This is a genomic window from Arthrobacter sp. NPDC056727 (assembly GCF_042790555.1).
In the GTDB taxonomy this organism is placed as follows: Bacteria; Actinomycetota; Actinomycetes; order Actinomycetales; family Micrococcaceae; genus Arthrobacter.
Window position 1 is genome coordinate 76480 of sequence record NZ_JBHTZA010000011.1, and the last position, 25983, is coordinate 102462.

At 59.4% G+C, this 25983-nt stretch carries 24 protein-coding genes; 9 read left to right on the top strand and 15 right to left on the bottom strand.

All coding sequences use genetic code 11. The features are described from left to right. Positions 1-123 precede the first annotated feature (123 nt). The 7 genes from ACFRAH_RS12790 to ACFRAH_RS12820 all read right to left on the bottom strand — a co-directional run bounded on the left by ACFRAH_RS12790 (position 124) and on the right by ACFRAH_RS12820 (position 7647). Positions 124-1281 (bottom strand): glycosyltransferase family 4 protein, encoded by a 1158-nt coding sequence (locus ACFRAH_RS12790; RefSeq protein WP_377991254.1) that lies wholly within the window; start codon positions 1279-1281, stop codon positions 124-126. 83 nt (positions 1282-1364) lie between these two features. Next, positions 1365-2690 (bottom strand): hypothetical protein, encoded by a 1326-nt coding sequence (locus ACFRAH_RS12795; RefSeq protein ID WP_377991255.1) that lies wholly within the window; start codon positions 2688-2690, stop codon positions 1365-1367. A gap of 130 nt (positions 2691-2820) precedes the next feature. After that, positions 2821-4092 (bottom strand): lipopolysaccharide biosynthesis protein, encoded by a 1272-nt coding sequence (locus ACFRAH_RS12800; protein WP_377991256.1) that lies wholly within the window; start codon positions 4090-4092, stop codon positions 2821-2823. Between the two features lie 21 nt (positions 4093-4113). Continuing rightward, on the bottom strand, positions 4114-4563 hold the full coding sequence (locus ACFRAH_RS12805; RefSeq protein ID WP_377991257.1) for a hypothetical protein: 450 nt from the start codon (positions 4561-4563) through the stop codon (positions 4114-4116). 56 nt (positions 4564-4619) lie between these two features. Further along, positions 4620-5498, bottom strand: a complete 879-nt coding sequence (locus ACFRAH_RS12810; protein WP_377991258.1) for a glycosyltransferase family 2 protein — start codon at positions 5496-5498, stop codon at positions 4620-4622. A gap of 26 nt (positions 5499-5524) precedes the next feature. Further along, positions 5525-6496 (bottom strand): NAD-dependent epimerase/dehydratase family protein, encoded by a 972-nt coding sequence (locus ACFRAH_RS12815; protein ID WP_377991259.1) that lies wholly within the window; start codon positions 6494-6496, stop codon positions 5525-5527. A gap of 41 nt (positions 6497-6537) precedes the next feature. Then, positions 6538-7647 (bottom strand): glycosyltransferase, encoded by a 1110-nt coding sequence (locus ACFRAH_RS12820; protein ID WP_377991260.1) that lies wholly within the window; start codon positions 7645-7647, stop codon positions 6538-6540. A 615-nt stretch (positions 7648-8262) separates the two neighbouring features. On the opposite strand from ACFRAH_RS12820, the gene ACFRAH_RS12825 reads away from it, so the two are divergent. The 7 genes from ACFRAH_RS12825 to ACFRAH_RS12855 all read left to right on the top strand — a co-directional run bounded on the left by ACFRAH_RS12825 (position 8263) and on the right by ACFRAH_RS12855 (position 17064). Then, positions 8263-9531, top strand: coding sequence for a glycosyltransferase (locus tag ACFRAH_RS12825; protein ID WP_377991261.1), 1269 nt, complete (start codon positions 8263-8265; stop codon positions 9529-9531). A gap of 60 nt (positions 9532-9591) precedes the next feature. Then, positions 9592-10620, top strand: coding sequence for a GDP-mannose 4,6-dehydratase (gene gmd / locus ACFRAH_RS12830; protein WP_377991262.1), 1029 nt, complete (start codon positions 9592-9594; stop codon positions 10618-10620). Beyond that, complete coding sequence (locus tag ACFRAH_RS12835; RefSeq protein WP_377991263.1) at positions 10620-11591, top strand: GDP-L-fucose synthase family protein; 972 nt, start codon at positions 10620-10622, stop codon at positions 11589-11591. The genes gmd and ACFRAH_RS12835 overlap by 1 nt, the downstream gene beginning before the upstream one ends. Before the next feature lie 49 nt (positions 11592-11640). Then, entirely contained in the window at positions 11641-13077 is a 1437-nt protein-coding gene (locus tag ACFRAH_RS12840) for a sugar transferase (protein WP_377991337.1), read from the top strand. A gap of 43 nt (positions 13078-13120) precedes the next feature. Continuing rightward, positions 13121-14434 carry a UDP-glucose dehydrogenase family protein gene (locus ACFRAH_RS12845; protein ID WP_377991264.1) on the top strand — a complete coding sequence of 438 codons (1314 nt, stop codon included), beginning with the start codon at positions 13121-13123 and terminating at the stop codon, positions 14432-14434. A gap of 1 nt (position 14435) precedes the next feature. After that, positions 14436-16283 (top strand): DUF4012 domain-containing protein, encoded by a 1848-nt coding sequence (locus ACFRAH_RS12850; protein WP_377991265.1) that lies wholly within the window; start codon positions 14436-14438, stop codon positions 16281-16283. 169 nt (positions 16284-16452) lie between these two features. Further along, entirely contained in the window at positions 16453-17064 is a 612-nt protein-coding gene (locus tag ACFRAH_RS12855) for an LPXTG cell wall anchor domain-containing protein (protein ID WP_377991266.1), read from the top strand. Positions 17065-17204: 140 nt separating this feature from the next. Here the strand turns inward: ACFRAH_RS12855 and galU are convergent, their stop codons facing one another. Further along, positions 17205-18095 (bottom strand): UTP--glucose-1-phosphate uridylyltransferase GalU, encoded by an 891-nt coding sequence (gene galU / locus ACFRAH_RS12860; protein ID WP_377991267.1) that lies wholly within the window; start codon positions 18093-18095, stop codon positions 17205-17207. 87 nt (positions 18096-18182) lie between these two features. Here galU and ACFRAH_RS12865 point away from each other — a divergent pair, with 87 nt between their 5' ends. Further along, positions 18183-18662 carry a VanZ family protein gene (locus ACFRAH_RS12865; protein ID WP_377991268.1) on the top strand — a complete coding sequence of 160 codons (480 nt, stop codon included), beginning with the start codon at positions 18183-18185 and terminating at the stop codon, positions 18660-18662. Here ACFRAH_RS12865 and ACFRAH_RS12870 read toward each other — a convergent pair. The 6 genes from ACFRAH_RS12870 to paaA are packed head-to-tail and all read right to left on the bottom strand — an operon-like array spanning position 18659 to position 23552. Continuing rightward, on the bottom strand, positions 18659-19438 hold the full coding sequence (locus tag ACFRAH_RS12870; protein ID WP_377991269.1) for an enoyl-CoA hydratase/isomerase family protein: 780 nt from the start codon (positions 19436-19438) through the stop codon (positions 18659-18661). The two genes, ACFRAH_RS12865 and ACFRAH_RS12870, sit on opposite strands and share 4 nt — an antisense overlap. A 38-nt stretch (positions 19439-19476) precedes the next feature. After that, the gene (gene paaE / locus ACFRAH_RS12875; protein WP_377991270.1) at positions 19477-20718 is read right to left on the bottom strand and encodes a 1,2-phenylacetyl-CoA epoxidase subunit PaaE; all 1242 of its coding nucleotides are present in this window, start codon (positions 20716-20718) and stop codon (positions 19477-19479) included. Positions 20719-20729: 11 nt separating this feature from the next. Continuing rightward, a complete protein-coding gene (gene paaD, locus ACFRAH_RS12880; protein ID WP_377991338.1) occupies positions 20730-21260 on the bottom strand; it encodes a 1,2-phenylacetyl-CoA epoxidase subunit PaaD in 531 nt (176 codons plus the stop codon). An 11-nt stretch (positions 21261-21271) separates the two neighbouring features. Next, positions 21272-22183: a 1,2-phenylacetyl-CoA epoxidase subunit PaaC gene (paaC, locus tag ACFRAH_RS12885; protein ID WP_377991271.1), complete on the bottom strand. Its 912-nt coding sequence runs from the start codon at positions 22181-22183 to the stop codon at positions 21272-21274. Beyond that, positions 22180-22515, bottom strand: coding sequence for a 1,2-phenylacetyl-CoA epoxidase subunit PaaB (gene paaB, locus ACFRAH_RS12890; RefSeq protein ID WP_377991272.1), 336 nt, complete (start codon positions 22513-22515; stop codon positions 22180-22182). Before paaB ends, paaC begins: the two co-directional genes overlap by 4 nt. Next, positions 22512-23552: a 1,2-phenylacetyl-CoA epoxidase subunit PaaA gene (gene paaA / locus ACFRAH_RS12895; protein WP_377991273.1), complete on the bottom strand. Its 1041-nt coding sequence runs from the start codon at positions 23550-23552 to the stop codon at positions 22512-22514. Before paaA ends, paaB begins: the two co-directional genes overlap by 4 nt. A gap of 190 nt (positions 23553-23742) precedes the next feature. On the opposite strand from paaA, the gene ACFRAH_RS12900 reads away from it, so the two are divergent. Beyond that, complete coding sequence (locus ACFRAH_RS12900) at positions 23743-24414, top strand: response regulator transcription factor (RefSeq protein ID WP_377991339.1); 672 nt, start codon at positions 23743-23745, stop codon at positions 24412-24414. Here the strand turns inward: ACFRAH_RS12900 and ACFRAH_RS12905 are convergent. After that, a complete protein-coding gene (locus ACFRAH_RS12905) occupies positions 24411-25892 on the bottom strand; it encodes a sensor histidine kinase (protein WP_377991274.1) in 1482 nt (493 codons plus the stop codon). The genes ACFRAH_RS12900 and ACFRAH_RS12905 overlap by 4 nt on opposite strands. Between the last annotated feature and the right edge of the window lie 91 nt (positions 25893-25983).

Consider the following 25983-nt stretch of genomic DNA (forward strand, 5'->3'; position numbering starts at 1 on the left):
TCGTTTAGGGGGTCGCTGCCCTGGGCTTCTGCCAGCATTCCCGCACCCGAAACGCGCAAATACTAGCGGAAAAGGCTAGGACCCCGTCCGAAGCGGTCAACACAAGCCTATGCAACCGCACATTTAGAGACTTTGAATCAGGTTCCGCCAAGACAGTACTCCATTTTGTAGCGCCCGGTTCTGCAAAAAATACGCCCGGGCCTTCGCCCCCATGAGCTTGCCTGTTTGAGGGTTCTTGGCTAAACCAACGACGAACTTAGCGATCGCGGCAGAATCGTTGGGTTGCACCACAACACCGCTCTGACTTTCAATTACGTCGAGCGCCACCTGTGCGTCATCAGATCCCAGATACAACAGAGGACGTTCAGCCGCCATTGCCGAATACGCTTTCGAAGGGACACAGGTGCCCGTTGCATCTGGGGACAGCGAGACCACGTGGAGATCAGCTAAAGCTGCAAATAAAGGCACCTCATCAGCAGGGCGAAAGTCCATCACCCGAGTATTCTCGAGCCCGAGGTCCTTGACGTGTCGCCTAACGCCATCAATTTCACTTCCACGGCCGACTATCAAGAATACGATATCCGTTGCATCCCTTAGAAGTCTCGCAGCATCAACCAGTCCTTGCAGAGGATGCATCGTCCGTGCAGATCCGCTGTACAGAACAACAAACTTCCCTTCAAGCGACAGTCTCCGGCGAAGAGCCACAAGATCAGTGTCTAGGATCTTGGGAAACTTTTCGGGGTCCTGCCAGATAGGTATTACTGCGGGTTCTACGCCTCCGAGTGACTTCAGGAAATCGCGCATACACTGGCCAAGCACTACAGTATGCGGGGAATGCGCAAGGCCCACTTGATCCAGCATTTTCTGAAGGCGCGTAATCAGTCCAGCATGAGAAGCGTCGCCGTCGTCCGTGAATCGATAGAGATCCATTACCCACGAGACGTGAGTAATTCTGAAAATTCCCGTGGACGAAGCCAGGTTCGCAAGAGATCGCAGCCCCGTTGGGACATCCAGCGTGATCACCACCCGCTGGCGACGACTGCGCCGGAAGAGAACCTGAGCAGCGCGAAGCAGATAAATCACTTGGAAAAGAAGCTTGACCTTGGCAGAAGCGGAGTTTCGGCGTCTCGACGTGGGAAAAGCCGTCTCAGCATCAACTCCTGCGGCCACTAGCCCCGAACACAGTTCCCTGATCGCTACCGCTACAGCATCGTTTCCGTCCCCGGCATTTTCATAGAAAAAGACGACCTTCTCAGGGCGCTCTTGTTTTAAGTTACCCACATTCAACCTCTTCGATTAGCGTGACTATATGCGGGAAATCGGCAAACATCCCATACCGCAGGCTAACAACTAAATATTGAGACTTAGACTATCCGTGGTATTGATTCACGAGATCTTATTCGAGAGGAGAACACCGCAATGATTAGTAGCGGAAAGCCAGTGTATAATACATAACTATATATTGAGCCGGAATCGGCTGCAATCGTTCGGAACACTAACAGGGTTCCGATGTACGCCCAAAGAATCCGCGGTATGGCACCACTAGTTTCAATATACTTTCGGTCAACAAAGGAAACCAATCGGCCCAGCAAGTAAAAGCCTAGAACAACTCCAAGAACACCAAAGCTCATAAAAAGTTCGGCGCCGAGCCCAGGGACAATATATATGGCCGTCGACGAATTTAAAAGCTCTTCCCCCGTAATATTCATGGAAGATCGCAAAGGAGGGTTGGAAATACCGATTCCTATGAGCCTCAAGCTCCCGAAAAGAATGTTCGTAACCCCCGCCACAAACGTTTCTCCCCAAAGGAAGCCGTGCTCCTCGGCATACTGATCTGCAAATCCAAGCATCGAAAAGCGCCCCCATTCCCAATCTAGCCACGTCCACAGTTGGGAGGCAGCACCCACCGTACGTGTCTCAGTTACGGCAATTATGTAGGATGCCGCGGCCGCAGTTGCAGCTGGAATCGCAAGCCAACGCACCCCGCGCAGCTTCGGTAGCAGTACCAAGGCCAATGGGAACGTCATGACAACAATCACGGACCTGCCCCCGCTCCAAGCAAGGGACGCGACGATGGCGATCAAAGCGCCGGACGAAACACATAGAACAAAGAGCCGGTTTGTGCCAAGCCTTCCCGATACAAGGCAAATAGCTGTGAACGTCGCCGCCCATACAAACCATCCCGACATAAAGCTGTATCGGGCGTATCCATCAGCGACTTGGATTATGCGACTGGCGTCCAGACTTTGAACGTACTGTTGTATCTGGATTATGGAAAAAACTGACAAAGGCAAGAGCACAGCTACGAGAAGCCACAACGACTTTCTCTCGCTCGAGAGCAGCCATTCGCCCGGTCTCGACTGCGGAACGAGGGACGAGACTGTTGTAATACCGCTCATGCAACCTACACAAACCGCGGCCAAACCCAATAAGGAACTGATGGTCGCCGATTCCACGACGTCACTGCTTCTCGCCGATAGCACGTCGAAGTATCCACGCGATGCCCCGCCAGGTTCCATAAGGTGGACGATACCGGAAACATTACTGACCAGGATGTAGTTCAAAATCAAGAGTGATCGAAAGTTTAGGAAGCGACCCAATCTCTTGCCGATGTAAACGGCCAAAAATGCACCCCCGATCCCCGTCAAGGCAAGGGCAAAAATTGGCATTAGAACGGTTTCTCTAGTCACCAGACTCATCATTCTCCGCGCTGAACTCTAATCCTACAAAAAGCCCTTTCCGACTCACGCAGCGAGACGGAAAACGCTTGGGCCCGCTCTTGGCAAACACCAAATAACCACAAGGAATTGCTAACATTTTCTACCCGGCGACGCTCACGACTAAAACAACTACGAAGAGGCCCGAAGTCAGCAATACAGCTTGGCCGAGTGATCGCCAGGGAGCGGTCGGTCCAAGTGCAAAATAGGCCACGGTCACCAGCGTGAATTCCCTTAGCACGACGCCGACGGCAAGCGCGGGCAACGACCAAAAAGACAACGTTGCGACCGGCAGAGCAATGAATATGCTCGCAATCGGCCCAATGAGCGCTTTCTTCCCTGTCGCAGCATCCACGTGATAAATTGCGGCGCTCCAGGACAAGACGGAGGGAATCACGCATAAGGATAGAATCGGCACGATCTCAAGAGCCGGCGACCATTCTTCGCCTAGTATCGGCGACAGGATCCATTTCGCGACTGCCGCAGTCAAGAAGGCGGTTGCGGCGGCCAAGAACATTCCTCGACGCAATACGGCACGCCCAACCGCGGCCCTCTCAGCGGTGTCGGCGGAGGCAAGCTCAGCTCGAAGCAAGTTCGCACTCGACGCAGCGACTGCATCGCCCAAAGCTCTCGCGAGGGAGATACCGAGGGAAAGTACGCCGAGTGTGTGGCCGCCGGCCACAGCCCCCACGAACACGCGGTCCGTCTGCCCCTGGCCCCACGCCAATCCCGAATAGGCGGCCATCGATCGGTATTCTCTCAACAGCCTACGGGATCTTATCTTCACTGGCGTATACGGTTCTAGTCGACGGGTCGCGTTCCAGCACCACAGCATCATTACAAGCTCCCCTAAGACCGTGCCAATGGCTGCGCCGGAAGGGTTTGTAAGAAGCAGGACAAGGGGTACCCCGACTGTCATGGCGGCTAAGGATGCCACCAATTGCCCGGTCGCCAAGGCACGCCATTCATGTTGCCCTTGCAGCCTTCCAATGTTGAATATGTTCACAGCCATGAAGGCCGGTCCCAACGCGAGCGGCAGGAGAGTCAATACCGCACTCTTATGATCCGGACCAGACACCAGCCACAGGACAAGAAAAAAGAGCAGAAGGACTAGTGGTCCTAGAACGACAACCAACCGGCGGTACGCACGGATCAGTTCGACACCCTTATCCGAGCGCAAGGCGGACACTACCAGTTGGCGCATAGTGGCATCCGTCAGCGAACCAACAAAGGTATAAGCGAGAACGCCCCAAACGTAGAGTCCGACGATCTCAGGAGAAGTGCGCCAGGCAAGCAATAGCATCAACAGTGAGGATGAGGCTCGGGGCACGAGTCGCTCCATAAGCGACCACAGTGAACGGATCAGACCTGTCATCTGGCGAAATCGAAGTTCACGCTAGTAGTTAGCTCTTCGGACAACGCCGCCCGATTCAACGCAGCGGTCCACGAAAACCCCGGCGCCGATAGTACATCCGGCGCCGACGATAATTCCGCCGACAACAATGCAGTGTGGAAAGAGCTTGCAACCTGGGCCTAGCGTGGGATAGGCCCCCCGCTTATCTGAACCAATGGTCACACCTTGGTAGATGCTAATCACACCCTCAAAAACAGCTCCTTGGCCGATAACAATACCGATAGGATGCGGAGCATAGATGCCGTGAGAAAAAAGTGGTCCGGGAGTAACATCACTAGAGAAACTACTCAAGAGAACGCTTCGCGCGAACTTCCCTATTAGACCGCCGCCCCGAGCTATTCGCATGACAAACGTAAACTGCAAGGAGGGGTTAGCAAGAAGTGCCAATACCTTCGGATTTACTTTGAATCCCGATGGATTGATCGTCTTCATTAGCTGCTGATCGAGGTCGACGCCTCTCCAAGCAGAAACAAGTGATTGGCGCAAAATCAACTCCCCCCGTGAGCCCGTAGCAGCGCAAAGGGACCCGTCGGCTCGTTCCGCAGGATCTGCCTGTAGTAGGGTCTAAGGCGACTTCCAAAAAGGCTGATTAAGCGCGGCAAATTGGCTTTAACCGTATCGAGTTGTTCGGCTATGCCACGAGCCTCACGAATAGACTGAGGGTTGCCCGGAAGTAGACTCTCCACGAGGGCCAAATAAGATTGGAAGATCTCCGGCCGCGCCAGAATTCGTTGAATGTAGTTTGCCTGGTTGGAAACTTGGTTGGGACTTATCCGATATGCGAGGCAAGGCGCGCCGATCCGCCGAAACCTTGCCTTCTGGGAGGCAGCACGAAGCCATAGCTCGTAGTCTTGGGCCACTGGCGAGGAACTGTAACCACCGACGCGATCGAGCGTCGCTCGTCTCGCCACCATCGTCGGATGACTCAGTCCATTGTGAAAGGCTAGCGAGGCCCGCGTTTCCACATCGGAATATCCGAGAGGAAGTGTTGGCCGCGCAAACTTTCCGGCTCCGAACCTTAGGGTTGCTGCGAAACAGAAGTCTGAATTGTCCATCTCAGCAAGCTGGAGTCTGAAGCGCCAAGGTAGGCTCACATCGTCGGCGTCCATATTGACAACGAACTCACTGTCAGTGGTAGCCAAGACCTTCTGTCTTGCTAAGCCCCCACCGATGCTCTCATCTGACTGCATGAGCTTGATTCGTGAGTCGCTTACACTTTGAACGATCTCCGACGTCTCATCCGTGCTCCCATCATCCCACACCACGACCTCTGCGTCCGAAGGTAACCCTCGCAGAACGGACCGAAGGGCAACCTCCACTGTTGGGGCACAGTTCTTCGCAGGCATCACCACCGTATATCTCGGCATTTAAGGACCTTTCCGGACGGTTGGTCCTATTTCGCCGTAGCCTCGGTCAAAATTTCGTGGTTCAGTTTGGCCCATTCATATTGAAGACGGAGACCTGTTTCCAAATCTGTGGTGCTCTTCCACCCCAGGTCCTGGCCGGCCAATTCGGTCGATCCCCCAGTTCTAAACACATCACCGGCTATGACCGGCAGGTGAACAACATTGAGTGAATTCCCGTGGATTCGCTCTATCGTTCCGAGCACCTCATTTACCGTGACACTGCTACCTCCGGCGACGTTGTAGATTGCGCCATACTGAGAATCAGCCGAAGCGGCTGCGATATTTGCGGACACGATGTCGTCAACAAAAGTGAAATCGCGAACTTGATTCCCATCACCGAACACACGAATTTCTGAGCCGGCAAGCGCGGCGGTCAAAAACCGTGTAAATGCCATATCAGGACGCTGCCCCGGTCCATATACCGTAAAGTACCGAAGCGACGTTGTGGGAACATCGAAGTTTCTCCCGTAAAGTGTAACCAGATGCTCAGCTGCCAACTTTGAAACGCCATAGGGGCTAATTGGGTTTGGCAAGGCAGATTCAAGAGTGGGAAAAGTTTCGGCATCTCCATAAATTGATGACGACGAAGCATAGACAAATCTCTTTAGATCACCTGAGGCCTTCGCTGCCTCAAGAAGCCGTTGCGTTGCAAGAATGTTCGCCTCAGAGTAAATCCGGAACTCATCGCCCCAGGACTTGCGAACACCAGGCTGTCCGGCTTGGTGGAAAATGTATTCCACGTCCCGGAGCAGTTCATTGAGGTCGACATTCAACAGGTCGCCGGAGACAAAGGAGAACTTGTCAGAGTCAGAAATATTAGCAAGGTTTTGCCTTTTCAGACGCTCGTCGTAGTAGTCGCTGAAGCTATCAAGCCCTATGACTTCATGGCCAGCTTCTAGCAGCTTTGACGCAAGCTTCGAGCCAATAAATCCCGCCACACCGGTTATCAATGACTTCATTTTTCCCCTTTTTCAAACGCGAATGATAATAGTGACAACAGCTATTTATAGGAAGCGGCGATCTTGTATTCTTCAGAAAGCTTGCTGGTGATCGCTCGGATGCTGAAATTATTCTTGACGGCAGCAAAGCCGTTCCTTATTAGGTCCGCTCGCCTGGATTCGTCTTCGAGAACCAGCTCCACAGCATTCGCTAGCTGTTCCGGGCTTCCGTCGGTTACAAGTGCTGCATCCAACTCTGTGAGCAGCTTGGCCAGCCCCGAATCACGAGTAGTTACTACGGCGGTGCGCGACGTCAACGCCTCCAGGACGGTCATCGGATACACCTCGCCAACACTCGGAAGTACGTAGACGGCTGCACGAGAAAGGACGTCGATTCCTGCGCCCTGCTCTACCGGCCCAGAATAGGACACCAACTGCTCAAGTCTTTTCTCACCAATAGAGGCAAGCATGGGCGCCAGATCACCTTCGTCAGGACCAAAGATCTCCGCCCTAAAGTCGATACCTCTCTGGCGCAAGATGTCACACATTTTGACGAATGTCAGCACGCGCTTGCGTGGATGCAGTCTTGCCAGGAACACAACAAGGTTGGCTTCTCGGTGTGCGCCCTCACCGAGAACACTCTGTGGGATGCCGTTTGGAAGCATTTCGATATTTGCGCGGCCACCTGAAATCTCCTCTATGGCGTCTTTCTCGCGGTTCGTGAGCACATAAACTCTTCGAGCGGCGCATAGCACAGGTATGGTGGTTAGAAAATCGAATACCCTAAAGGTCACCGAATGTCTGGGCATTATCATTCCGTGCGTCTGAACTACGAAAGGAATCCTTCGTAGCCTGGCGATCATCGCAACTCCCATTGTTACAAAATCTCGGCCTAAATGTATGTGCAATATATCGTCTTGGTGCCACGACCCCATCATGTGCCGATACAGCCCGGGGGAGAAAATTGCTCGAAACCCCCCGCCAAACTTTAGTACCGGATAGAACCGGCGGGGCACACTTGTCCTGAGGTCGGATCGACCGTCAGACCCCGCCACAAGCCGGACATTTGCACCTTGTGCGGCCAGATCCTCCAATTGCGCTACGGCAACAGCTGTGGGTCCCCCGAAGGCGCCATCCTTTGAAACGTAGGCGACAACATGTGTAATTCTCACGCTAGACCTGTCCTAGGATGTCGCTGGCCGATCTCGACGGCGGGATTTCCTCGAACGAGAACATTGTCTGGAACCGTTCCGGAAACCACGCTCGCAGGAGTGACCAAGGATGACCTGCCGATTGTAGTTCCCCCAAGAACGATAGCGCGCGAAGTCACCCAAGCACCGTCGCGGATCGAAACAGGCTTCGTGATGAGAGCCATGTCTCGTCGGTGAGCATGACTCCCGGTCGTAACAAAAACGTCCTGCGACAGAACGACGTCCGCGCCTATGGTCACGTGATCTTGGTTGTGTATCCAGACACCCTCGCCGATCCAAGACCTATCGCCAACCTCAAGTTTCCAAGGGAACTTGACACGAGTACGAGGCCGGAAGATCACGCCCCGTCCGATCTTTGCGCCGAACACCCGCAAGGCCGCCACCCTTAAAGAAGAGCTAATTTGCAGGGGATTTGACACTAGAACAAGCTCGACGGCCGCCCAAAGGTAGACAACTGCAGATGGCCGATCCCATGCGCCCCGCTCGCCGGGTGCCTTCGACAGGTCAATGACCGGAACGACATTTGGCTGGTCTCCGACCGGAGCGTTCAAGGTGTCCCCCAATAGAACGAGATTGATGCTGGCAACCACTATTGTTGCATCTGTGAACCAAGCGAGATTGCGCATAACCATTGTGGGTATCAACTACGCACCCGAGCCCACCGGCAACGCCCCTTACACATCCAGCCTGGCTGAGGGTCTTGCTGCAGCGGGCCACGAAGTGCACGTTGTTACGGGGGTTCCCCATTATCCGGAATGGAAAATCGCCGAGGGGTACGAACAGTGGACGACGCACGAAACCATCAACAAGGTCGGAGTGACGCGGTTGAGGCACCATGTGCCTCGGAGGCCTAACGCCCTTCAGCGCTTGCTTATGGAGTTTAGTTTTGGCGCCAGACTGCTGTTCGCGCGTTGGAACAGGCCGGACGTCGTGTTGACCGTCAGTCCCGCGTTGTTCTCCTCCGGTGTTGCAATATTGCGAGCCCGCTTAGGTCTACGAAGGCCGGCCATAGCGTTATGGGTTCAGGACATCTACGGTCGGGGCGTGGCCGAAACCGGCAGCGGAAGCAGTCATCTGGCTGGGGCTATGTCCTACTTAGAGTCGGGAATTTTTCGTTCAGCGCATGGCGTGGTGGCCATACATGACCGATTCAAACAGCACATGAGCACGCATTTGAAAGTCTTGCCTAGGAACATCGCGGTGATTCGAAACTGGACGCACCTTTCGCAAAAAGAAGCGGTTGCCTCTACTGAACTGCGGGAACGACTTGGCTGGAGCGCGGATGATATTGTACTGCTCCACGCGGGCAATATGGGGAAAAAGCAGGGCCTCGAAAACGCTGTCGAGACTGCGCGGTTGGCCCAGACGAAGGGAAGCCGTGTCCGCGTCGTTCTTATGGGAGACGGTAATCAAAGGAGCCGATTAGAAGAACTAGCTGCTGGCGTAGAGCGGATCCAGTTCCTGGATCCGCTGCCGGACCAAGAATTCCAGTTGGCCTTGGCATCAGCTGACGTGTTGCTCGTAAACGAGTTGGCGGGTGTAAAGGAGATGGCTGTACCAAGCAAATTGACATCGTATTTCAACTCGGGAATTCCGGTTGTCGCGGCGACCGACGCAGGCAGCGTGACGGCCTCGGAAATTGCAGCTTCCGGAGGGGGGCTGCGCGTGGATGCAGGTGATCCTCAGGGCCTGCTCGAGGTGGTGGAATCCCTCGGCATGGACCCAGTTGCGGCCAAGACACTTGGCCGCAATGGGCTTCGTTTCAGGCATGAAACATTGTCTGAGGCAGCGGCACTGACGAAGTATGATGAGTTCCTGACACACTTGGCAGTTTCGCGCAGCTGAGGCTGGATGACGCGAGCTAACCAAGGATTCATTCCAGAAATCTTGCACTATGGGGGCACTATGACTAAGCGCGCTTTAATCACCGGTATCACCGGACAAGATGGTTCCTACTTGGCGGAACTGCTACTGCGCAAAGGCTACGAGGTACACGGTCTAATTCGCAGGGCTTCTACATTCAATACGGCCCGTGTGGACCACTTGTACGTAGACCCTCACGATCCCAAAGCCAAGCTTTTCCTTCATTACGGAGATCTGAGCGACGGGGCCCGCCTCGTGACGTTGCTCGCAGAAATCAAGCCTGACGAGGTCTATAACCTTGCGGCGCAGTCGCACGTTCGAGTCTCCTTTGACGAACCGGAACATACTGGCGACACGACGGGTGTCGGAACCATTCGCTTGTTGGAAGCTGTGCGTATGTCGGGCATTGAGACAAAGTTTTACCAGGCGTCTTCCTCCGAAATGTTCGGCGCCACGCCGCCGCCGCAGAATGAAGAGACTCCATTTTATCCGCGCTCACCGTACGGAGCGGCCAAGGTCTACAGCTACTGGATCACCAAGAATTACCGTGAGGCGTACGGCATGTTCGCCGTTAACGGCATCTTGTTCAACCACGAGTCACCGCGCCGTGGCGAGACCTTCGTGACCCGCAAGATCACGCGAGCAGTCGCGGCGATCAAAGCGGGCAAGCAGGAGCTCTTGTATATGGGCAATTTGGATGCCGTTCGTGACTGGGGCTACGCGGCGGAGTATGTAGAGGGTATGTGGCGAATGCTCCAGGCCGACGAGCCTGAAGACTTTGTTCTGGCAACTGGTGGCAACTACACCGTACGTGATTTCCTCCAGATTTCGTTCGAACATGCTGGACTGAACTGGGAAAACCACGTTCGCTTCGACGAACGATACCTCCGGCCAACTGAGGTCGATGCTCTTGTCGGCGACGCGTCTAAGGCCCAAGAGAAGCTGGGCTGGAAGGCATCTGTTCATACGCCCGAACTTGCGCGAATCATGGTCGACGCCGACATCGAAGCCTTGAAGCACGCCGGCAACCACTGGATCGACACCGTTCAGCTCGACAGCTGGAAGAACTAATGACCGCGGTGGATTTCGCCCCCGGGCCACTTGATCGAAGTGCCACATTCTATGTTGCCGGCCACCGAGGTCTTGTTGGTTCGGCCATATGGCGCAACCTTCAGGGAGCCGGTTTCAGCAATCTTTTGGGACGCACATCCGAAGAACTAGATCTGAAAAATCGTACGGACGTTTTCTCCTTCTTTGCCACAAACAAACCACGCTACGTTGTGTTGGCCGCGGCTAAGGTGGGCGGCATTCTTGCGAACAATACGTATCCCGTTGATTTTCTAAGCGACAACCTTCGCATTCAGGTGAACGTTCTTGACGCCGCCCGGGAGCACGGCGTCGAACGGCTGCTGTTCCTAGGTTCGTCCTGCATTTATCCGAAATTTGCGGAACAACCAATCCGTGAGGATTCGCTGCTCACCGGCCACCTCGAACCGACAAACGATGCATATGCCATCGCCAAGATCGCTGGCATCACGCAAATCCAGGCTGTTCGTCGACAGTACGGACTTCCATGGATTTCTGCTATGCCCACGAACCTGTACGGTCCAGGGGACAACTTCTCGCCCGAGGGTTCACATGTCCTCCCAGCGCTGATCCGCCGTTTCGACGAGGCCGCCCGTTCTGGTGTTGAGTCCGTAACGAATTGGGGGACGGGCTCTCCAAAACGAGAATTCCTGCATGTTGATGACATGGCATCCGCATGTCTCCACTTGTTAGAAAATTATGATGGCCCTTCCCAGGTCAACGTAGGAACTGGCACCGACGTAACCATCAAGGAATTGGCGTCAGTGATAGCAAGCGCGGTCGGTTATCGAGGTCAAATTGCATGGGATGCTACGAAGCCCGACGGCACGCCCCGCAAGCTTCTTGACGTGTCCAAGCTCAGAGCGGCTGGCTGGTCCGCGTCCATCGGAATTGAAGATGGTATTCGATCAACAGTCGAGTGGTATCGAGAGAATCTGGCAACGCTGCGAAGCTAGGCGCGCAGGATTTAGTTGACAACTGTTATTCGTGAAGTGGGGGATCTTGATGCCAGCGGGCACTGATTGGCGCAAACAATCTTCCCGCCTACTGGGCTTTGTGGACGCATTTGTCGTCGTTTGGGCCGTGGTCGGAGCTTTCATAATCCGGTTCGGTATCGAGCCGGACTTTATGGTGGCAGGTCAGGAGTTTACCTATGCCTGGCTCTCCATCGCTTTGGCTGCGGTCTGGTGGATCATGCTCGGCGCCTGGAACAGTAGACAGAGCCGAATTCTCGGAGCGGGACCGGATGAATATAAGCGCGTCGCAGCTGCATCGCTGTGGTTGTTCGGACTCGTCGCCATCGTGTCTTATGTACTTCGGGTCGACACTGCAAGGGGCTACGTCGGAGTTGCGTTGCCCGTTGGCCTGCTTGGGCTCCTGATGGGCCGTTGGCTCATCAGGCAGCATCTCAACATTAATCGGCGACGTGGGGACAGCATGTCCCGACTATTGCTCCTAGGAGGACCTAGCGCTGTCGCGCATCTTGCAGCCTCACTTGAGAGAGTAAAGCACGCCGGCTATCTTCCTATCGCAGCCTACGTTCCCAGCGCACATGAGGGCCTCACAACCGAACCGGAGTCAGGCTTGCCCGTTTTAGGGTACAGACCCGACGCTCCTTCAATAATCAGCGCCATTGAAGCGTGTGGCGCGGATGCGGTCGCCGTTTCGGCTGGCGTCCAATTACACCCACAAACGTTGCGCCACCTTGGCTGGGAGCTCGCCTCGCGAAATATTGCCCTCATAATGGCGCCGGCGTTGACTGATATTGCAGGACCTCGCATCCACACACAACAGGTGGCAGGGCTTCCGCTCATCCACGTCACCACGCCAAGTTTAGAAGGCGGCCAGCGAGTGGCGAAGCGGCTTTTTGACGTTGCGGCGTCTGCCACTCTAGTTGCTTTGACTGCCCCGTTGATGATTTTCATTGCGGTTCTAGTCCTGGCTGATAGTCACGGCCCAATCCTGTTCAGGCAGGTTCGAGTGGGGATCGAGGGCTCCCAGTTCCGGATGCTGAAGTTTCGCTCAATGGTGGTCGACGCCGAACAAAAACTCGCTGACCTGACCGCCCGGAATGAAGGTAGCGGAGTTCTTTTCAAGATGAGGGACGACCCGAGGGTTACTAGAGTGGGTCACTTCCTCCGCAAGTACAGCTTGGACGAGCTACCGCAACTGTTCAACGTTATCGCCGGTTCCATGAGCCTCGTGGGTCCCAGGCCCCCTCTACCTAGTGAGGTTGAGGCTTACGAACACGACGTGCGCCGAAGACTCCTAGTCAAGCCAGGTTTGACGGGGTTGTGGCAAGTAAGCGGCCGTTCAAACCTTTCGTGGCAGGACTCAGTCCGATTGGACCTCTACTACGTAGAAAATTGGTCGTTGGCGGGCGACCTAATTATCATTCTCCGAACTGTCCGGGCTGTGTTTCACAGTACAGGCGCCTACTAGCGCTCCTATCGGACAAAGTCCCTCTGGGGGAAGGAAATCTATTATGCGCATTTCTGTGATCGGTTGTGGATATCTCGGTGCCGTCCATGCTGCATGCATGGCAAAACTCGGACATGACGTCGTTGGCATCGATGTGGACGAAGTTAAGATCTCCGAACTCTCGTCGGCACGGGCACCATTTTTCGAGCCTGGGCTGGTCGAACTGCTTCAAGAGGTTCAAGCTACGGGCCGGCTAGCTTTCACAACCGATATATCGGCAGCGGCAGGGAGCCTCGTTCACTTCATTTGTGTAGGAACACCGCAAAAGAAGGGTGAGAACGGCGCCGACATGACGTATGTTGACGCGGCGGCGACTGCACTGTTGCCTCACCTTGCGCCCGGTGACCTCGTCGTCGGGAAATCTACAGTCCCCGTAGGCACGGCTGCTCGTTTGGCTCAACTTGTGAAGAGCAGCGAACCGGCTGCAGAAGTGGTTTGGAATCCTGAGTTCCTCCGCGAGGGGCACGCAGTCTCTGACACATTGCACCCTGATCGGCTCGTTTTCGGTGTCTCCAACGGGTCCGAGGACCACCCGGCCGTTGCAATTCTCGATGAGGTCTATGAAGCGCCTTTGGCCGCCGGCGCGCCGCGACTGGTCACGGATCACCCGACCGCAGAACTCGTCAAGGCTGCGGCCAACTCCTTTCTGGCCACAAAGATCTCCTTCATAAACGCAATGGCAGAAGTATGCGAGGCCTCCGGAGCGGACGTCACCCAACTGGCCGACGCGATCGGAATGGATGACCGCATCGGGAGAAAGTTCCTTCACGCAGGAATCGGGTTTGGAGGCGGATGTCTTCCCAAAGACATCCGGGCGTTCATGGCACGCGCTGGTGAGTTGGGGGCAGATCAAGCTCTGACCTTCCTACGGGAAGTGGACGCGATAAACATGCGCCGCCGAACGAGAGTAGTAGAACTTACCCGTGAGCTTTGTGGGGGCACATTGCTCGGCAAGCGGATCACAGTCCTCGGTGCGGCCTTCAAGCCTGACAGCGACGATGTCCGGGATTCGCCAGCACTCAGTATCGCTGCCCAGCTTCAGCTTCAGGGAGCGGTCGTTACCGTAACGGACCCTAAGGCGCTGGAGAATGCGGCGAAGCGGTTCCCTGAGCTGCAGTTTGAGCCAGACATGCATGATGCTATTTCAAGGGCTGACGCTTTGCTTCTTCTGACCGAATGGGAAAAGTATAGGACTATGGATCCATATGCCTTGCTGAGTCGTGTGGAGTCTGCCCGAATTCTTGACGGGCGCAACGTCCTGGACGCCGAAAAATGGCGAGCGGCGGGTTGGACCTACCGTGGGTTAGGACGCGTGTAAGGTGCCTGGCGCCGAGAGGACTGGTCGCTCAATTTCCCAGACGCGGCGACGACGACGGCTCATCTTCACCAGTGCATGGTGCGGCGCTTTTTTTGTGCTGATACTGGCGGGCGTCGCCTGGCTTGGCTATAGGGCCTCCACTATCAATACGGAATTGAATGCCGCGAACACTTTGGTTTCCCAACTGAGGGACGACATTCTTAAGGATGATGCACAAGCTGCTACAGTGACCGTTGCCAATTTGAAAGAACACACGTCAAGGGCGCGAGACGCTGCCAGCGACCCATTGTGGACGATGTCGGCGTCGATGCCTTGGTTAGGCGCAAACTTCCAAGCCGTTAGCCAGGTCGCTACCTCCGCTGACGACGTCGCTCAGCTTGGGGCGGCGCCACTGGTTAGCATCTTCCAGACGCTTGACTGGGAATCGTTAGTGACGGGCGATCAAGGACTCAATCTGAAACCGTTGTCTGCCGCAGAGCCAAAGCTGGTCACCGCGGCTCATGCAGTGAGCCAATCGTCTGACCGGTTGAACGGCATCAACACCGAAGACCTGTTACCACAAGTTTCGGGCCCACTCGTTCGCGTCCGAGAGGAACTTAGTTCACTCCGGAAAGGACTTAACTCGGCGGCTGACGCGGCAAACCTATTGCCGGCCATGTCCGGAGACTCTTCCCCGCGACGTTACCTTTTGCTAATCCAGAACAATGCAGAATCTCGTTCTACCGGCGGGATTCCTGGTGCACTGGCAGTCCTCACCGTCGAAAAGGGGAAACTTTTCCTGGGTTCGCAAACTAGTGCCAGCGCCATGGGAGTGTTCAGTCCGGCAGTGACTGTAGATCCAGATCAGACAGCAATCTATTCCGCACGCCTCGGGAAATTTATGCAGGATGTCAATCTCACCCCAGACTTCCCCACAGCCGCACAAACCGCACAACGGATGTGGAAAACGCGGACAGGCGAGGAATTGGACGGCGTCCTTTCGATGGACCCGGTCGCTCTGGGCTACCTCCTAGCAGGCACCGGTCCGGTTCGAATCACCGATCCGCTGCTCGTCCAAGCCACTCCCAGCGGCCTGCCACTCGAACTAACAGCCAAAAACGTCGTCCCAACTCTGCTTTCGGACGTCTACAAGAGAATCAGCGAGCCGTCTCTGCAAGACGTGTATTTCGCCGGCGTCGCAAAGGAAGTATTTGCGAAGCTGTCCGCAGGTACCGGCGACACAGCAAAATTGATCGAGGGGATCACTCGAGGTGCGGCAGAACATAGGATACAAGTTTGGTCAACCAGGGCCGATGAACAGGCAGTAATTTCCCAGTATCCATTAGGCGGGTCTGTGACCGGGTCAAGCATCTCGCCGGCACAGTTCGGTGTGTACTTCAACGACGGCACGGGCGCAAAGATGGATTACTACGTCAAGAGGACCGTGCAACTCGTCGAGGAGTGTCCTGCGAATGGGTACTCCGAAGTGAAAGTACTGGTGACCAGCACAAACGCGGCCCCCAAGGATGCGGCGGAGTCACTGCCGGATTACGTTACTGGAGGGGGCGTATTCGGAGTACCCGCGGGGAGCGTCCAGACGAACGTGACAGCGTACGGACCCGTGCAGTCAAACATCGAGACGGCATCGGTGGATGGCAAGAAGACTGGCTTTGCATCCTATGGCCATGGAGGTCGACCTGTGGGCGCACTGACTGTGAGGCTTGAACCCGGCGAGAGCAGCACCGTCGAATTTACATTTGGCAAGATCGTTCAGCACACTCTGCCTCAGTTGTCGGTTACGCCCACGATTCAAAGTCAAAACGAAGTGGTTTTGGCGACACGCACCGCCGCTTGCGATCCGGCTGCGTAGCCAAGTCATTAACAGTATGTAAAGTGTTTGGATTCACTTTGGAGCGACCGCGGTTGGGATGCTAATCTCTCCTTGAGCTAACCACGAGATTCGCCCCACGGTCACATGGGGATGGAGAATCTCCACAAATATGTGACATCCGTGTTGAAAAGGTCTCAGGGGGGACAAATTGAAGAAGTCTATTGCTGCGCTCGCGCTTGCAGGAACCATTGCACTGACTGGAGCTGTGCCGGCCATGGCTGCCAACTACCCGGCAACGCCGGCAACGGGCGCCGTTTCCGACGGCACCGTCACGCCGGGTGAGGTGTTCACCTTCTCCGGAACGGGATTCCTGGCTGGCGAAACCATCACCATCACCGTCACTCTCACCGTCGCTCCGCAGGCGCTGGGTGGCGGCTTCTCGGGCGGTGCCGCTATGTCGGTTCCGTCGAAGATCAACGTTCTGGCTGCTCCGCAGACCTTCACTACAACCGCAGCTGCTGACGGATCCTTCGCGTTCCCGCTCAGCCTCAGCGAGCCGGGCACCTACACGCTGACCGCTGTGGGCAACACTTCCGGCAAGTCCGTATCTCAGAGCGTCACAGTGGCCGCAGCTGCTGGAACCGGCGCGGGAACCGGCAGCGGCTTGGCCAACACTGGCGGTAGCGGCGCTGGTCTGGCCAACACCGGTGCTGACTCCAGCCTGGTCCTGTGGTCCCTCGTCGGTGCCGGTGCACTGGCTGCCGGTGCTGCATCAGTGGTCGTCGTTCGCCGCCGTGCTAACGCTGAGGCATCTGCCTAAGCACCAAGCTAACGCTTCAATGAAGCGGGCCAGATCCGGTTTCCGGGTCCGGCCCGCTTTCTTGTTTTCGGAAGGAAAAGAGCAGATAGGAAAAGCCCCGACCGAAGTCGGGGCTTTCCACGTCTTGGCTTGCAGCGGGGCTATCCGATGAATTCCTTCATCCAGGCCTTCAGGTCTTCGCCAAACTCGGCGCGCTCCGACGCCAGTGTGATCACAGCCTTCAGGTAGCTCAGCTTGTCGCCTGTATCGTAACGGCGGCCGCGGAAGACGACACCGTAAACCCCGGAGCCCTCGCCTTCTGCGGCCGCGAGGGTCTGAAGTGCGTCGGTCAGCTGGATCTCGCCGCCGCGGCCGGGCTCAGTCTTCTCAAGGACATCGAACACCGCCGGGTGCAGCACGTACCGGCCGATGACCGCAAGGTTTGACGGTGCCTCGTCCACCGACGGCTTCTCCACCAGGCTGTTCACCCGAACGTAGCCTTCGCCATCGACGGCCGAGATATCAGCGCAGCCGTAAGCGCTGATCTGGGAAGGCTCCACCTCAATGAGGGCGATCACAGAACCACCGGTCTTGGCCTGGACCTCGATCATCGTGGTCAGAAGCTCGTCCCGCTCATCGATGAGGTCATCGCCCAGCAGGACCGCAAAAGGCTCGTCACCGACGTGCTGACGGCCGCACAGCACGGCATGGCCGAGGCCTTTGGGCTCGCCCTGCCGGACGTAGTGGATGGGCCCCAGACCCGACGCGTGCTGGACTGAATCCAGGCGCGCCTGGTCGCCCTTGAGTTCGAGTGTGCGCTCCAAAGCCGGCGCACTATCAAAGTGGTCCTCCAGCGCCCGCTTGCTGCGGCCGGTAATCATCAGCACGTCACTCAGGCCTGCGCTGACAGCTTCCTCGACCACATACTGGATGGCCGGCGCATCCACCACCGGCAGCATTTCCTTCGGCATCGCCTTGGTGGCGGGCAGGAAGCGTGTGCCCAGTCCGGCCGCCGGAATAACTGCTTTACGTACTGATTTCCCCATGGTCATGATCGAACCTTACAAATTGACTTGCGCAAAGAGAAATTTCCAGGGCCAGATTTCGGGATGGGAAGAGGCTCCCGTAGCGTTTTCCGTATGGGGAAATGGAGCCGGGCCGACGTCACTGGCTATGCGCGCACCCTGCTGGGTCTGTATCTGGCAGCCCTTGCGTTCGTGGCGTTCTGGCCGACCCCGGTTGACCGTCCTGTAGCCGGACGGCTGCAGGCGGTACTCTTCGCCCTCCACCACTCGGGGGTACCTGAGCTGATCAACTACAGCTTCGTGGAATTCGCGTCCAACATCCTGATGTTCACACCGATTGGCATGCTCACCGCCCTCGCGTTTCCGGCGTTTCACCGGGGACGGATCGTGCTGAGCGCATTCCTGGCGTCTTGCTGCATTGAACTGGGACAGAAGCTGTTCCTGCACGACCGGTTTCCCAGCGCCATGGACATCGTGGCCAATACGGCCGGGGCGATGCTGGCGGTTTGGGTGCTGGGCGTGGTGGAGGAGTGGTTTCGACAAGCTCAGCCAGCGCTGCCGCCTAAACCAGCCCGGCCTCCGAAGATCGGCTAGCCCCTGAAGTTGGGCTCCCTCTTCTCCTGGAACGCCCTGAAACCTTCCGCGTAGTCCTCGCTCTTGCAGAGGCGCGCCTGCTCGGCGTTCTCCTCCTGCATGGACTTCCACAGGCCCAGGCGCTGGTCGCGGATATGCGCCACGAGCTCCTTGCTGGCCTTGAATGCGCCGGTCGCTCCGGTGGCGACTTTCGCCACGATGGCACGGGTTGACTCGAGCAGTTCCTCATCCGGCAGAGCACGGCTGAACATCCCCTGCGCAACTGCCTCAGCGCCGGAGATCAGCTCCGCCGTGTAGATCAGGTCCAGCGTCCGGTGCATGCCCAGCCGTTCCGTGAAGTACCAGTGCCCGCCCGAGTCCAGCGTGGCGCCGAGCTTAGCGAACGGCGAGCCGAACTTCGCGTTCTCCGCCACGTACACCACGTCCGTGGCCAGCAGCAGACCGAGGCCCACCCCCAGGCACGCGCCCTGCGCGGCCGCGAACGTGGGCGCCGGGAAGCTGCTCATCTTCTGCAGCAGCGGCTGCACCAGCCCGCCCAGGTACGCCTCGGCGTCGTCGTTCTCCGGCGTAACGCCGGCAATGTCCCGGCCCGCGCAGAAGGCACGCCCCTCGCCCCTGAGCAGCAGCGCCCGCACCTCACCGCGCGAGGCGGCAGCAGCGGCGTCGTCGTACGCCTTAGACAGCTCCGCCAGCGCCTGCTCGTCCAGCGAGTTCAGCTTCTGCGGGGCGTTGAGGACCACTTCGGCGACGCCGTCGGCAATGGAGAGGGAGATCATGGGGGCTCCTAGGGTTGAGACCGGATATGCAGATGGAGCTACACGTCGAAGTCGACGGTTACCTCTTTGCTGGTTGGGTGGGACTGGCAGGTCAGGACGTAGCCCTTGTCCAGCTCATCCTGCTCCAGCGCGTAGTTTTCGTCCATGGTCACGGTGCCGGTGACCACCTTGGCGCGGCAGGTGCCGCACACTCCCCCGGCGCACGCGAACGGCACGTCCGGGCGCACCCGCAGCGCGGCGTTGAGGATGGACTCGCGGGCGTGCGTGGGGCTGGCGACGTCGCCCTGCAGGCCGTCCAGCTTGAAGGTGATCTTGTAGGTCTCCTGGGACTCGTCCGCGATGACGGGACGGCCTGCGTTGCCCTCCGGCCGGTCCGGTTTGCCGGAGGTGAACAGCTCGAACCGGACGTGCTCCGGCTTCACGCCGCGCTCGGCCAAGGTGTCACGGCACAGCTGGACGAGCTCGAAAGGCCCGCACAGGAACCACTCGTCCACGTCGTCCGCGTGGATGGCCATGCCCAGCAGCTTCTGCAGCTTCTCGGCGTCGATCCGGCCGCTCAGCAGCGGCGCGATCCGCTGCTCGCGGGACAGCACGTGGTGCAGCGCCAGCCGCTGCGGGTACTTGTCCTTCAGGTCCGCCAACTCCTCCAGGAACATCACGTCCATGGCGGCCTTGTTGGCGTAGATCAGGTCGAACCGGGTGTCCGGGTTGGCGGCCAGCAGCGTCCGCGCGATGGCGATCACCGGGGTGATGCCCGAGCCCGCGGCGATCGCCACGAAGTTGCCCGCCCCATTAGAAGCAGCCTCCCCCGCCAGCTCCTCCGGGTGGTTCATGGAGTTCATGACGTTCTGCTCCACGGTGTTGCCGTCCCGGCCGTGCTTGGAGACGAACGCACCCATGGGGCTCATCACGTCCAGCGTGTCCCCGGCCTTCAGCGCGGCGTTGGCCCACGTGGAGAACAGCCCGCCCAGATCCTTCTTGACGGCCACCCGGATCTCGCTGCTGCCGTCCGCGAAGCTGCGCGGCTCGGCGCAGATGGAGTAGCTGCGGCGGATCTCCTTCGGCTCGCCGGACTCGTCCGGCAGCGTGGTGCGCAGGGCCACGTACTGGCCCGGCAGATAGTCGAACTGCCCGGCCAGTTCTGCCGGCACCGCGAAGGTCACCTCGATGGCGTCCTCCGTCAGGCGGCGCACCTCCGCGACGGTGAGGGAATGAAAGGACGGACGACGGCGGCCGGTGGCCTCCGCCGATTCGGCTGCGGTCTGGCGGACAACGGGCATGGGCTTTTTCCTTACAGGACTTTGAAGTAGTCGAACGGTTCCTTGCAGTCCTGGCACACGTACAGCGCCTTGCAGGAGGTGGAACCGAAGCGGGTGAGTTCCTTGGTGTTCAGCGACGAGCACTGCGGGCACTTCACGGCCAGGCTCAGCCTGACCGGCCCGTTGTGGCCCAGGGCCGCGCGGCCGGTGGGCGGGGCGATGCCATACTCCCGCAGCTTGGCCTTGCCGGACTCGGTCATCCAGTCCGTGGTCCATGCCGGGGCGAGCACCAGCTCCACGTGCACGCTGGGGTAGCCCTCCTTGTGGAAGGCGGCCTTCAGGTCGTCCCGGATGGCGTCCATCGCCGGGCAGCCCGAGTACGTGGGCGTGATGGTGACCTGGACAGCGGGCACCGGCCCGCCGTCGTCGAACAGCCTGACGCTTCTCAGGATGCCGAGGTCCTCGATGTTGAGCACCGGGATCTCCGGATCGCACACTGTGGCGGCGACGGCCCAGGCCTTCTGCTCTGCGCTTTCCGCGGTCCTCGTCTCGGAGTCCTGCATGTACACGGCAGTCACCAGCTTGCTCCGGGATGCTCGCGGGCCAGCACCTGCATCTCGGCGAGCACGTAGCCCAGGTGTTCCGAGTGCTGGCCGCGGCGGCCGCCGCCCGGCGCTGCCGGGACGTCGGGGACGTCCAGCTCGGCTTCCTTCAGGACCTCGCCGGTGAGGCGGTCAAAGTCCGCCTTCAGGCTGGAAGGCTCGACGGCGGCACCCGCCTCCGCGAGCCGGTGCGTCAGCTCATCGTCCACGAAGAGCTCGCCGACGTACGGCCAGATCAGCTTCAGGCCCTGGACCATGCGGCGGCGGGACTCGTCCGTGCCCCCGGCCAGGCGGAGGACCCACTGGGTGCTGTGGTCGCGGTGGTAGTCCACTTCCTTCACGGCCTTGGCGGCGATGGCGGCCAGCGTGGCGTCGGTGGATTCGGTCAGCCGGCGGTAGAGCTCGAACTGGTAGTAGCTCACCACGAACTGCCGGGCGATGGTGACGGCGAAGTCCCCGTTGGGCTGCTCAAACAGGTGCGCGGAGCGGAACTCGTGCTCGCGGCGGAAGTAGGCGAGGTCATCCTCGGACTTCTCCCAGGCTCCCCCGGCGTAGCTGAGGAAGCTCCGGGCGTGGCCCAGCTGGTCCAGGGCGATGTTGCCCAGGGCCACGTCCTCCTCCAGTTCGGGGGCGCGGGAGATCCAGTGGCCCAGGCGCTGGGCGAGGACCAGGGCGTCGTCACCCAGGCGCAGCGCGTACTGGGCCACGTCCTCGGTGGGCCTGGCCAGGCCTGTGCGGACCTCGAGCGCGATGTCTTCCGGGCGGAGCGCGTTGCCCGGGGTGATGCGGGTGGCGCTGGCGCTTCCATCGCCGCTGGCGCCTGCCCCGGCGACGCCGACGGAGATGTCGCCGTGGCCTGTTGTTTCTTGTGTCTCCGGGTTCACAGGTGCTTCACGCCTTCGCTCTTGGTGTAGTACGTGGCATGCCGGTAGTCCTTGCCCTGCGGCGACTCGAAGAACGAGCCCTTGGCGTCCGGGTCGCTGCTGGCGATGGCGTCGGCCGGGACCACCCAGATGGACACGCCCTCGTTGCGGCGGGTGTAGAGGTCGCGGGCATTGCGCAGGGCCATCGCCGCATCGGGTGCGTGCAGGCTGCCTGCGTGCACGTGGGACAGGCCGCGGCTGGACCGGACGAAGACCTCCCAGAGGGGCCAGACGCTGCGGTGCGGAGTTTCGGTCTCTGGGGCCGAAGCCGGGACCTTTGATGCGTCGCTCATGCTGCGTGTTCCTTCTGCTTGTTAACCTGCTTGGACGCGTAGGCGGCGGCTGCCTCGCGGACCCAGGCGCCGTCGTCGTGCGCCTGCCGGCGGCGCTCAAGCCGCTGCGAGTTACAGGGGCCGCGTCCGGCCAAAACTTCCTTGAATTCGTTCCAGTCCAGCGGGCCGTGTTCCCACTTCTTGGTGTCCTCGTTGAAGCGGACCTCGCTGTCCGGGAGGGTAAGGCCCAAGACCCTCACCTGCTCCACCATCATGCCGACGAACCGCGAGCGCAGCTCGTCGTTGCTGAAGCGCTTGATGTTCCAGGCCATGGACTGCTTGGAGTTGGGCGAATCGTCGTCCGGCGGGCCGAACATCATCAGGGCCGGGGCGTACCAGCGGTTCACGGCGTCCTGCGCCATCTGCTTCTGCGCGGGCGTTCCGTTGGAGAGTTCCAGCAGGATCTCGAAGCCCTGGCGCTGGTGGAATGATTCTTCCTTGCAGATGCGGACCATGGCCCGGCCGTACGGGCCGTACGACGCGCGGCACAGCGGCACCTGGTTGCAGATGGCCGCGCCGTCCACGAGCCAGCCGATGGCACCCATGTCCGCCCAGGTGAGGGCCGGGTAGTTGAAGATCGAGGAGTAGCGGGCCTTGCCGGCGATGAGGTCGTCCATCATCTGGTCCCGTGACTGGCCAAGGGTTTCGGCGGCGGAGTAGAGGTAGAGCCCGTGGCCGGCCTCGTCCTGGACCTTGGCCATGAGGATGGCCTTGCGCTTCAGGCTGGGGGCGCGGGTGATCCAGTTGGCCTCCGGCTGCATGCCGATGATCTCCGAGTGCGCGTGCTGCGAGATCTGGCGCAGGAGGGTCTTGCGGTAGGCGGCGGGCATCCAGTCGCGCGGCTCGATCCGGGAGTCCTGGGAGATCACGCGGTCAAAATACGCCTGGCCCTCGGCCTCCAGCTGGGCCTGGCCGTTGTCAGCGCCTTCTGTGTTTTGCGCCGCCGCGCCGGGGGCTGCCGGCTGGTCAGGCACTGACTGCAGGTTCTGCGCTGCCATGGTTGCTCCTATGCATTCACGTCCGTACTGGATCTCTGTCTGTACCGGAAAGATTATTTACCGACCGTTCGTTCAGGATATGCGGAAGCGGCGAAGGGCGTCAAGCAACGGCGGCAGTTCCGCTGGCGCTGCTGGGGCTTTTCCAGGCTGATCGGCGCTGTTGCCTGTCGCCCGTGAGACGATGTCGACTGTGCGGGTCCTGCTTGTGGAAGACGAGGTCCTGCTGGCTGAGACGATCCGGCAGGGGCTGAAAGCCGCGGGTTTCGTCGTGGACGTTGCCCATAACGGTGTTGATGGGCTGTGGGCCGCCACGGAGAACCTGTACGACGTCGTGGTGCTGGACGTGATGCTCCCGGGCATGCACGGTTACTCGGTCCTTAAACAGATGCGGGAGCGGCGCAATTGGGTGCCGGTGATCATGCTGACGGCCAAGGACGGTGAATACGACCAGACCGATGCCTTCGATCTGGGGGCGGACGACTACCTGACCAAGCCGTTCAGCTTCCCGGTGCTGGTGGCGCGGCTGCGGGCACTCATCCGCCGCGGCGCCCCGGAACGGCCCGTCATTCTGGCTGTCGGTTCACTGCGGCTGGACCCGGCAACCCGGCAGGTGACACGCAACGGGCAGGCCATCACCCTGACCGCCCGGGAGTTCGGCCTGCTGGACTACCTGATGCGCAGGCCGGACGAGGTCCTGTCCAAGGCCCAGATCCTCGACAACGTCTGGGACCCGGACTTCCGGGGCGGCGACAACGTGGTGGAGGTGTACATCGGGTACCTGCGCAGGAAAATCGACGAGCCGTTTGGCCTCAACACCCTCAGGACGGTGCGGGGCATGGGATACAGGCTCAGCACCGACTAGCGCTTGTGGCGCATATCGGCGGTGCGGTCGGCCGGCTGCCGGGCCTTGGGCGGCAGACTGATTTCAAATCGGCACCACCCCTGCGGCGTTTCGGCGGCTGTAACGCGGCCGCCGTGGGCCTCGATGACGCCCCGGGTGATCGCGAGACCCAGGCCGCTTCCGCCCTGCCCGCGTGACCGGCTCTCATCCAGCCGGACGAAACGGCCGAAGATCCTTTCCCGGTCGGCCACCGGAACCGGTGGCCCGTCGTCGTCGATGATTACCAGCACCGCCTGAACCGTCACCGACAGCTTCACGGCAATGGTCCCTGACGCATGGCGGTCGGCGTTGTCCAGCACATTCCGGAAGGCCTGCCCCAGGCGGACCGGGTCCCCCACCACCCTGGCCGGCACGAGGTCAGCGACGATCCGGTGCGTGCTCGTGGCTTTGATCCTGCGCAATTCAGTGGCCAGAACATCGTCGAGGTCGACATCCTCCCGGCGGACGGCGGCCCCCTCGTCGTCGGCCTTGGACAATGTCAGGAGGTCCTCCACGAGAACCTGCAGCCGCTGCGTCTCTTCGGCAAGGACGGGCTGCATCCCCTGCCACGTTTCGCCGGTGGGGTCGGCGGCGGAGATGTCCAGGCCGGTGCGGAGAGTGGTGATGGGGCCGCGCAGTTCGTGGCTCGCGTCGGAGACGAACTGCCGCTGTCTTTGATCGGCCGCCTCGATCCGGTCAAGCATGGAATTCATGGTGGCGGCCAGGGCCTGCAGCTCGTCGCCCGTGGCCGGGACGTCCACACGCTCACTCAGCCTTCCGGCGCCGATATGGCTGACCTGGGTCCGGATGGTGTCCACCAGCCGCAGTGACCGCCCGACAAGGAAATGCACCGACCACGCCACCAGGCCCAGCAGCAAGGGCATGGCAACCAGCAGGTACCAGGTGACGATCCGGACCGTGTCCGACTGCGGCTGAATGGTCCGGCCGGCAAGAACCCAGTACGCGCTGCCCTCATCATCGACGCCGAGCACCACCAGATAGCGCTCGTCGCCGTCCCCCAGGAGGCCGGGCGCGTGCACCTTGTCGGTGCCGGCCTGACCCGCAGCCGGCCTCTGCGAAGTGAGCGGAGCCTGCAAAAGCCTGGGCTCGGAGGCCCCGATGACCCTCCCGCCGGCGTCGATGATCTGCACCAGGGGGTCCTTGTTCGCGGTTCCTGCGACCGCGAGACTGGCTTCCTCGGCGTCCTGGCTCTTGATCAGGGCAGCAACGTCCTGGACCTTGGTCCGCAGGAAACCGTCCGTGCCGGCAACCAGCGCGGATTCCAGGGTCTGCAGCAGCAGCATTCCGCCGGTCAGGAGGGCGACGGCGACGACGGCGACAGCAGCCCAGGTGGACTGCCAGCGGAGTCCACGGCGCAGGGACATCCAGCGCCCTTGCCGGGTTTGCCCTGTTGCCTGGACCGGGAGCGCGGCAGTGGACGGCGGATCCTTTTGGTCCATGATCCAAGGATTCAGGCTGGACCGTCACGGCGCAATGGAAGCAATGGAAGCCGTGACGGTCTCAGTCTCCTCTCAGGAGCCCGGGCGCATG

Coding starts and splice junctions, on each gene's coding strand:
- ACFRAH_RS12825 (WP_377991261.1), top strand. CDS start 8,263: ATGCTGGCAACCACTATTGTTGCATCTGTGAACCAAGCGAGATTGCGC.
- ACFRAH_RS12800 (WP_377991256.1), bottom strand. CDS start 4,092: ATGACAGGTCTGATCCGTTCACTGTGGTCGCTTATGGAGCGACTCGTG.
- ACFRAH_RS12840 (WP_377991337.1), top strand. CDS start 11,641: ATGCCAGCGGGCACTGATTGGCGCAAACAATCTTCCCGCCTACTGGGC.
- gmd (WP_377991262.1), top strand. CDS start 9,592: ATGACTAAGCGCGCTTTAATCACCGGTATCACCGGACAAGATGGTTCC.
- ACFRAH_RS12870 (WP_377991269.1), bottom strand. CDS start 19,438: ATGATCTCCCTCTCCATTGCCGACGGCGTCGCCGAAGTGGTCCTCAAC.
- ACFRAH_RS12865 (WP_377991268.1), top strand. CDS start 18,183: ATGGGGAAATGGAGCCGGGCCGACGTCACTGGCTATGCGCGCACCCTG.
- paaA (WP_377991273.1), bottom strand. CDS start 23,552: ATGGCAGCGCAGAACCTGCAGTCAGTGCCTGACCAGCCGGCAGCCCCC.
- ACFRAH_RS12905 (WP_377991274.1), bottom strand. CDS start 25,892: ATGGACCAAAAGGATCCGCCGTCCACTGCCGCGCTCCCGGTCCAGGCA.
- ACFRAH_RS12815 (WP_377991259.1), bottom strand. CDS start 6,496: ATGAAGTCATTGATAACCGGTGTGGCGGGATTTATTGGCTCGAAGCTT.
- ACFRAH_RS12805 (WP_377991257.1), bottom strand. CDS start 4,563: ATGAAGACGATCAATCCATCGGGATTCAAAGTAAATCCGAAGGTATTG.
- galU (WP_377991267.1), bottom strand. CDS start 18,095: ATGACCATGGGGAAATCAGTACGTAAAGCAGTTATTCCGGCGGCCGGA.
- ACFRAH_RS12845 (WP_377991264.1), top strand. CDS start 13,121: ATGCGCATTTCTGTGATCGGTTGTGGATATCTCGGTGCCGTCCATGCT.
- ACFRAH_RS12810 (WP_377991258.1), bottom strand. CDS start 5,498: ATGCCGAGATATACGGTGGTGATGCCTGCGAAGAACTGTGCCCCAACA.
- ACFRAH_RS12835 (WP_377991263.1), top strand. CDS start 10,620: ATGACCGCGGTGGATTTCGCCCCCGGGCCACTTGATCGAAGTGCCACA.
- paaD (WP_377991338.1), bottom strand. CDS start 21,260: ATGCAGGACTCCGAGACGAGGACCGCGGAAAGCGCAGAGCAGAAGGCC.
- paaB (WP_377991272.1), bottom strand. CDS start 22,515: ATGAGCGACGCATCAAAGGTCCCGGCTTCGGCCCCAGAGACCGAAACT.
- paaE (WP_377991270.1), bottom strand. CDS start 20,718: ATGCCCGTTGTCCGCCAGACCGCAGCCGAATCGGCGGAGGCCACCGGC.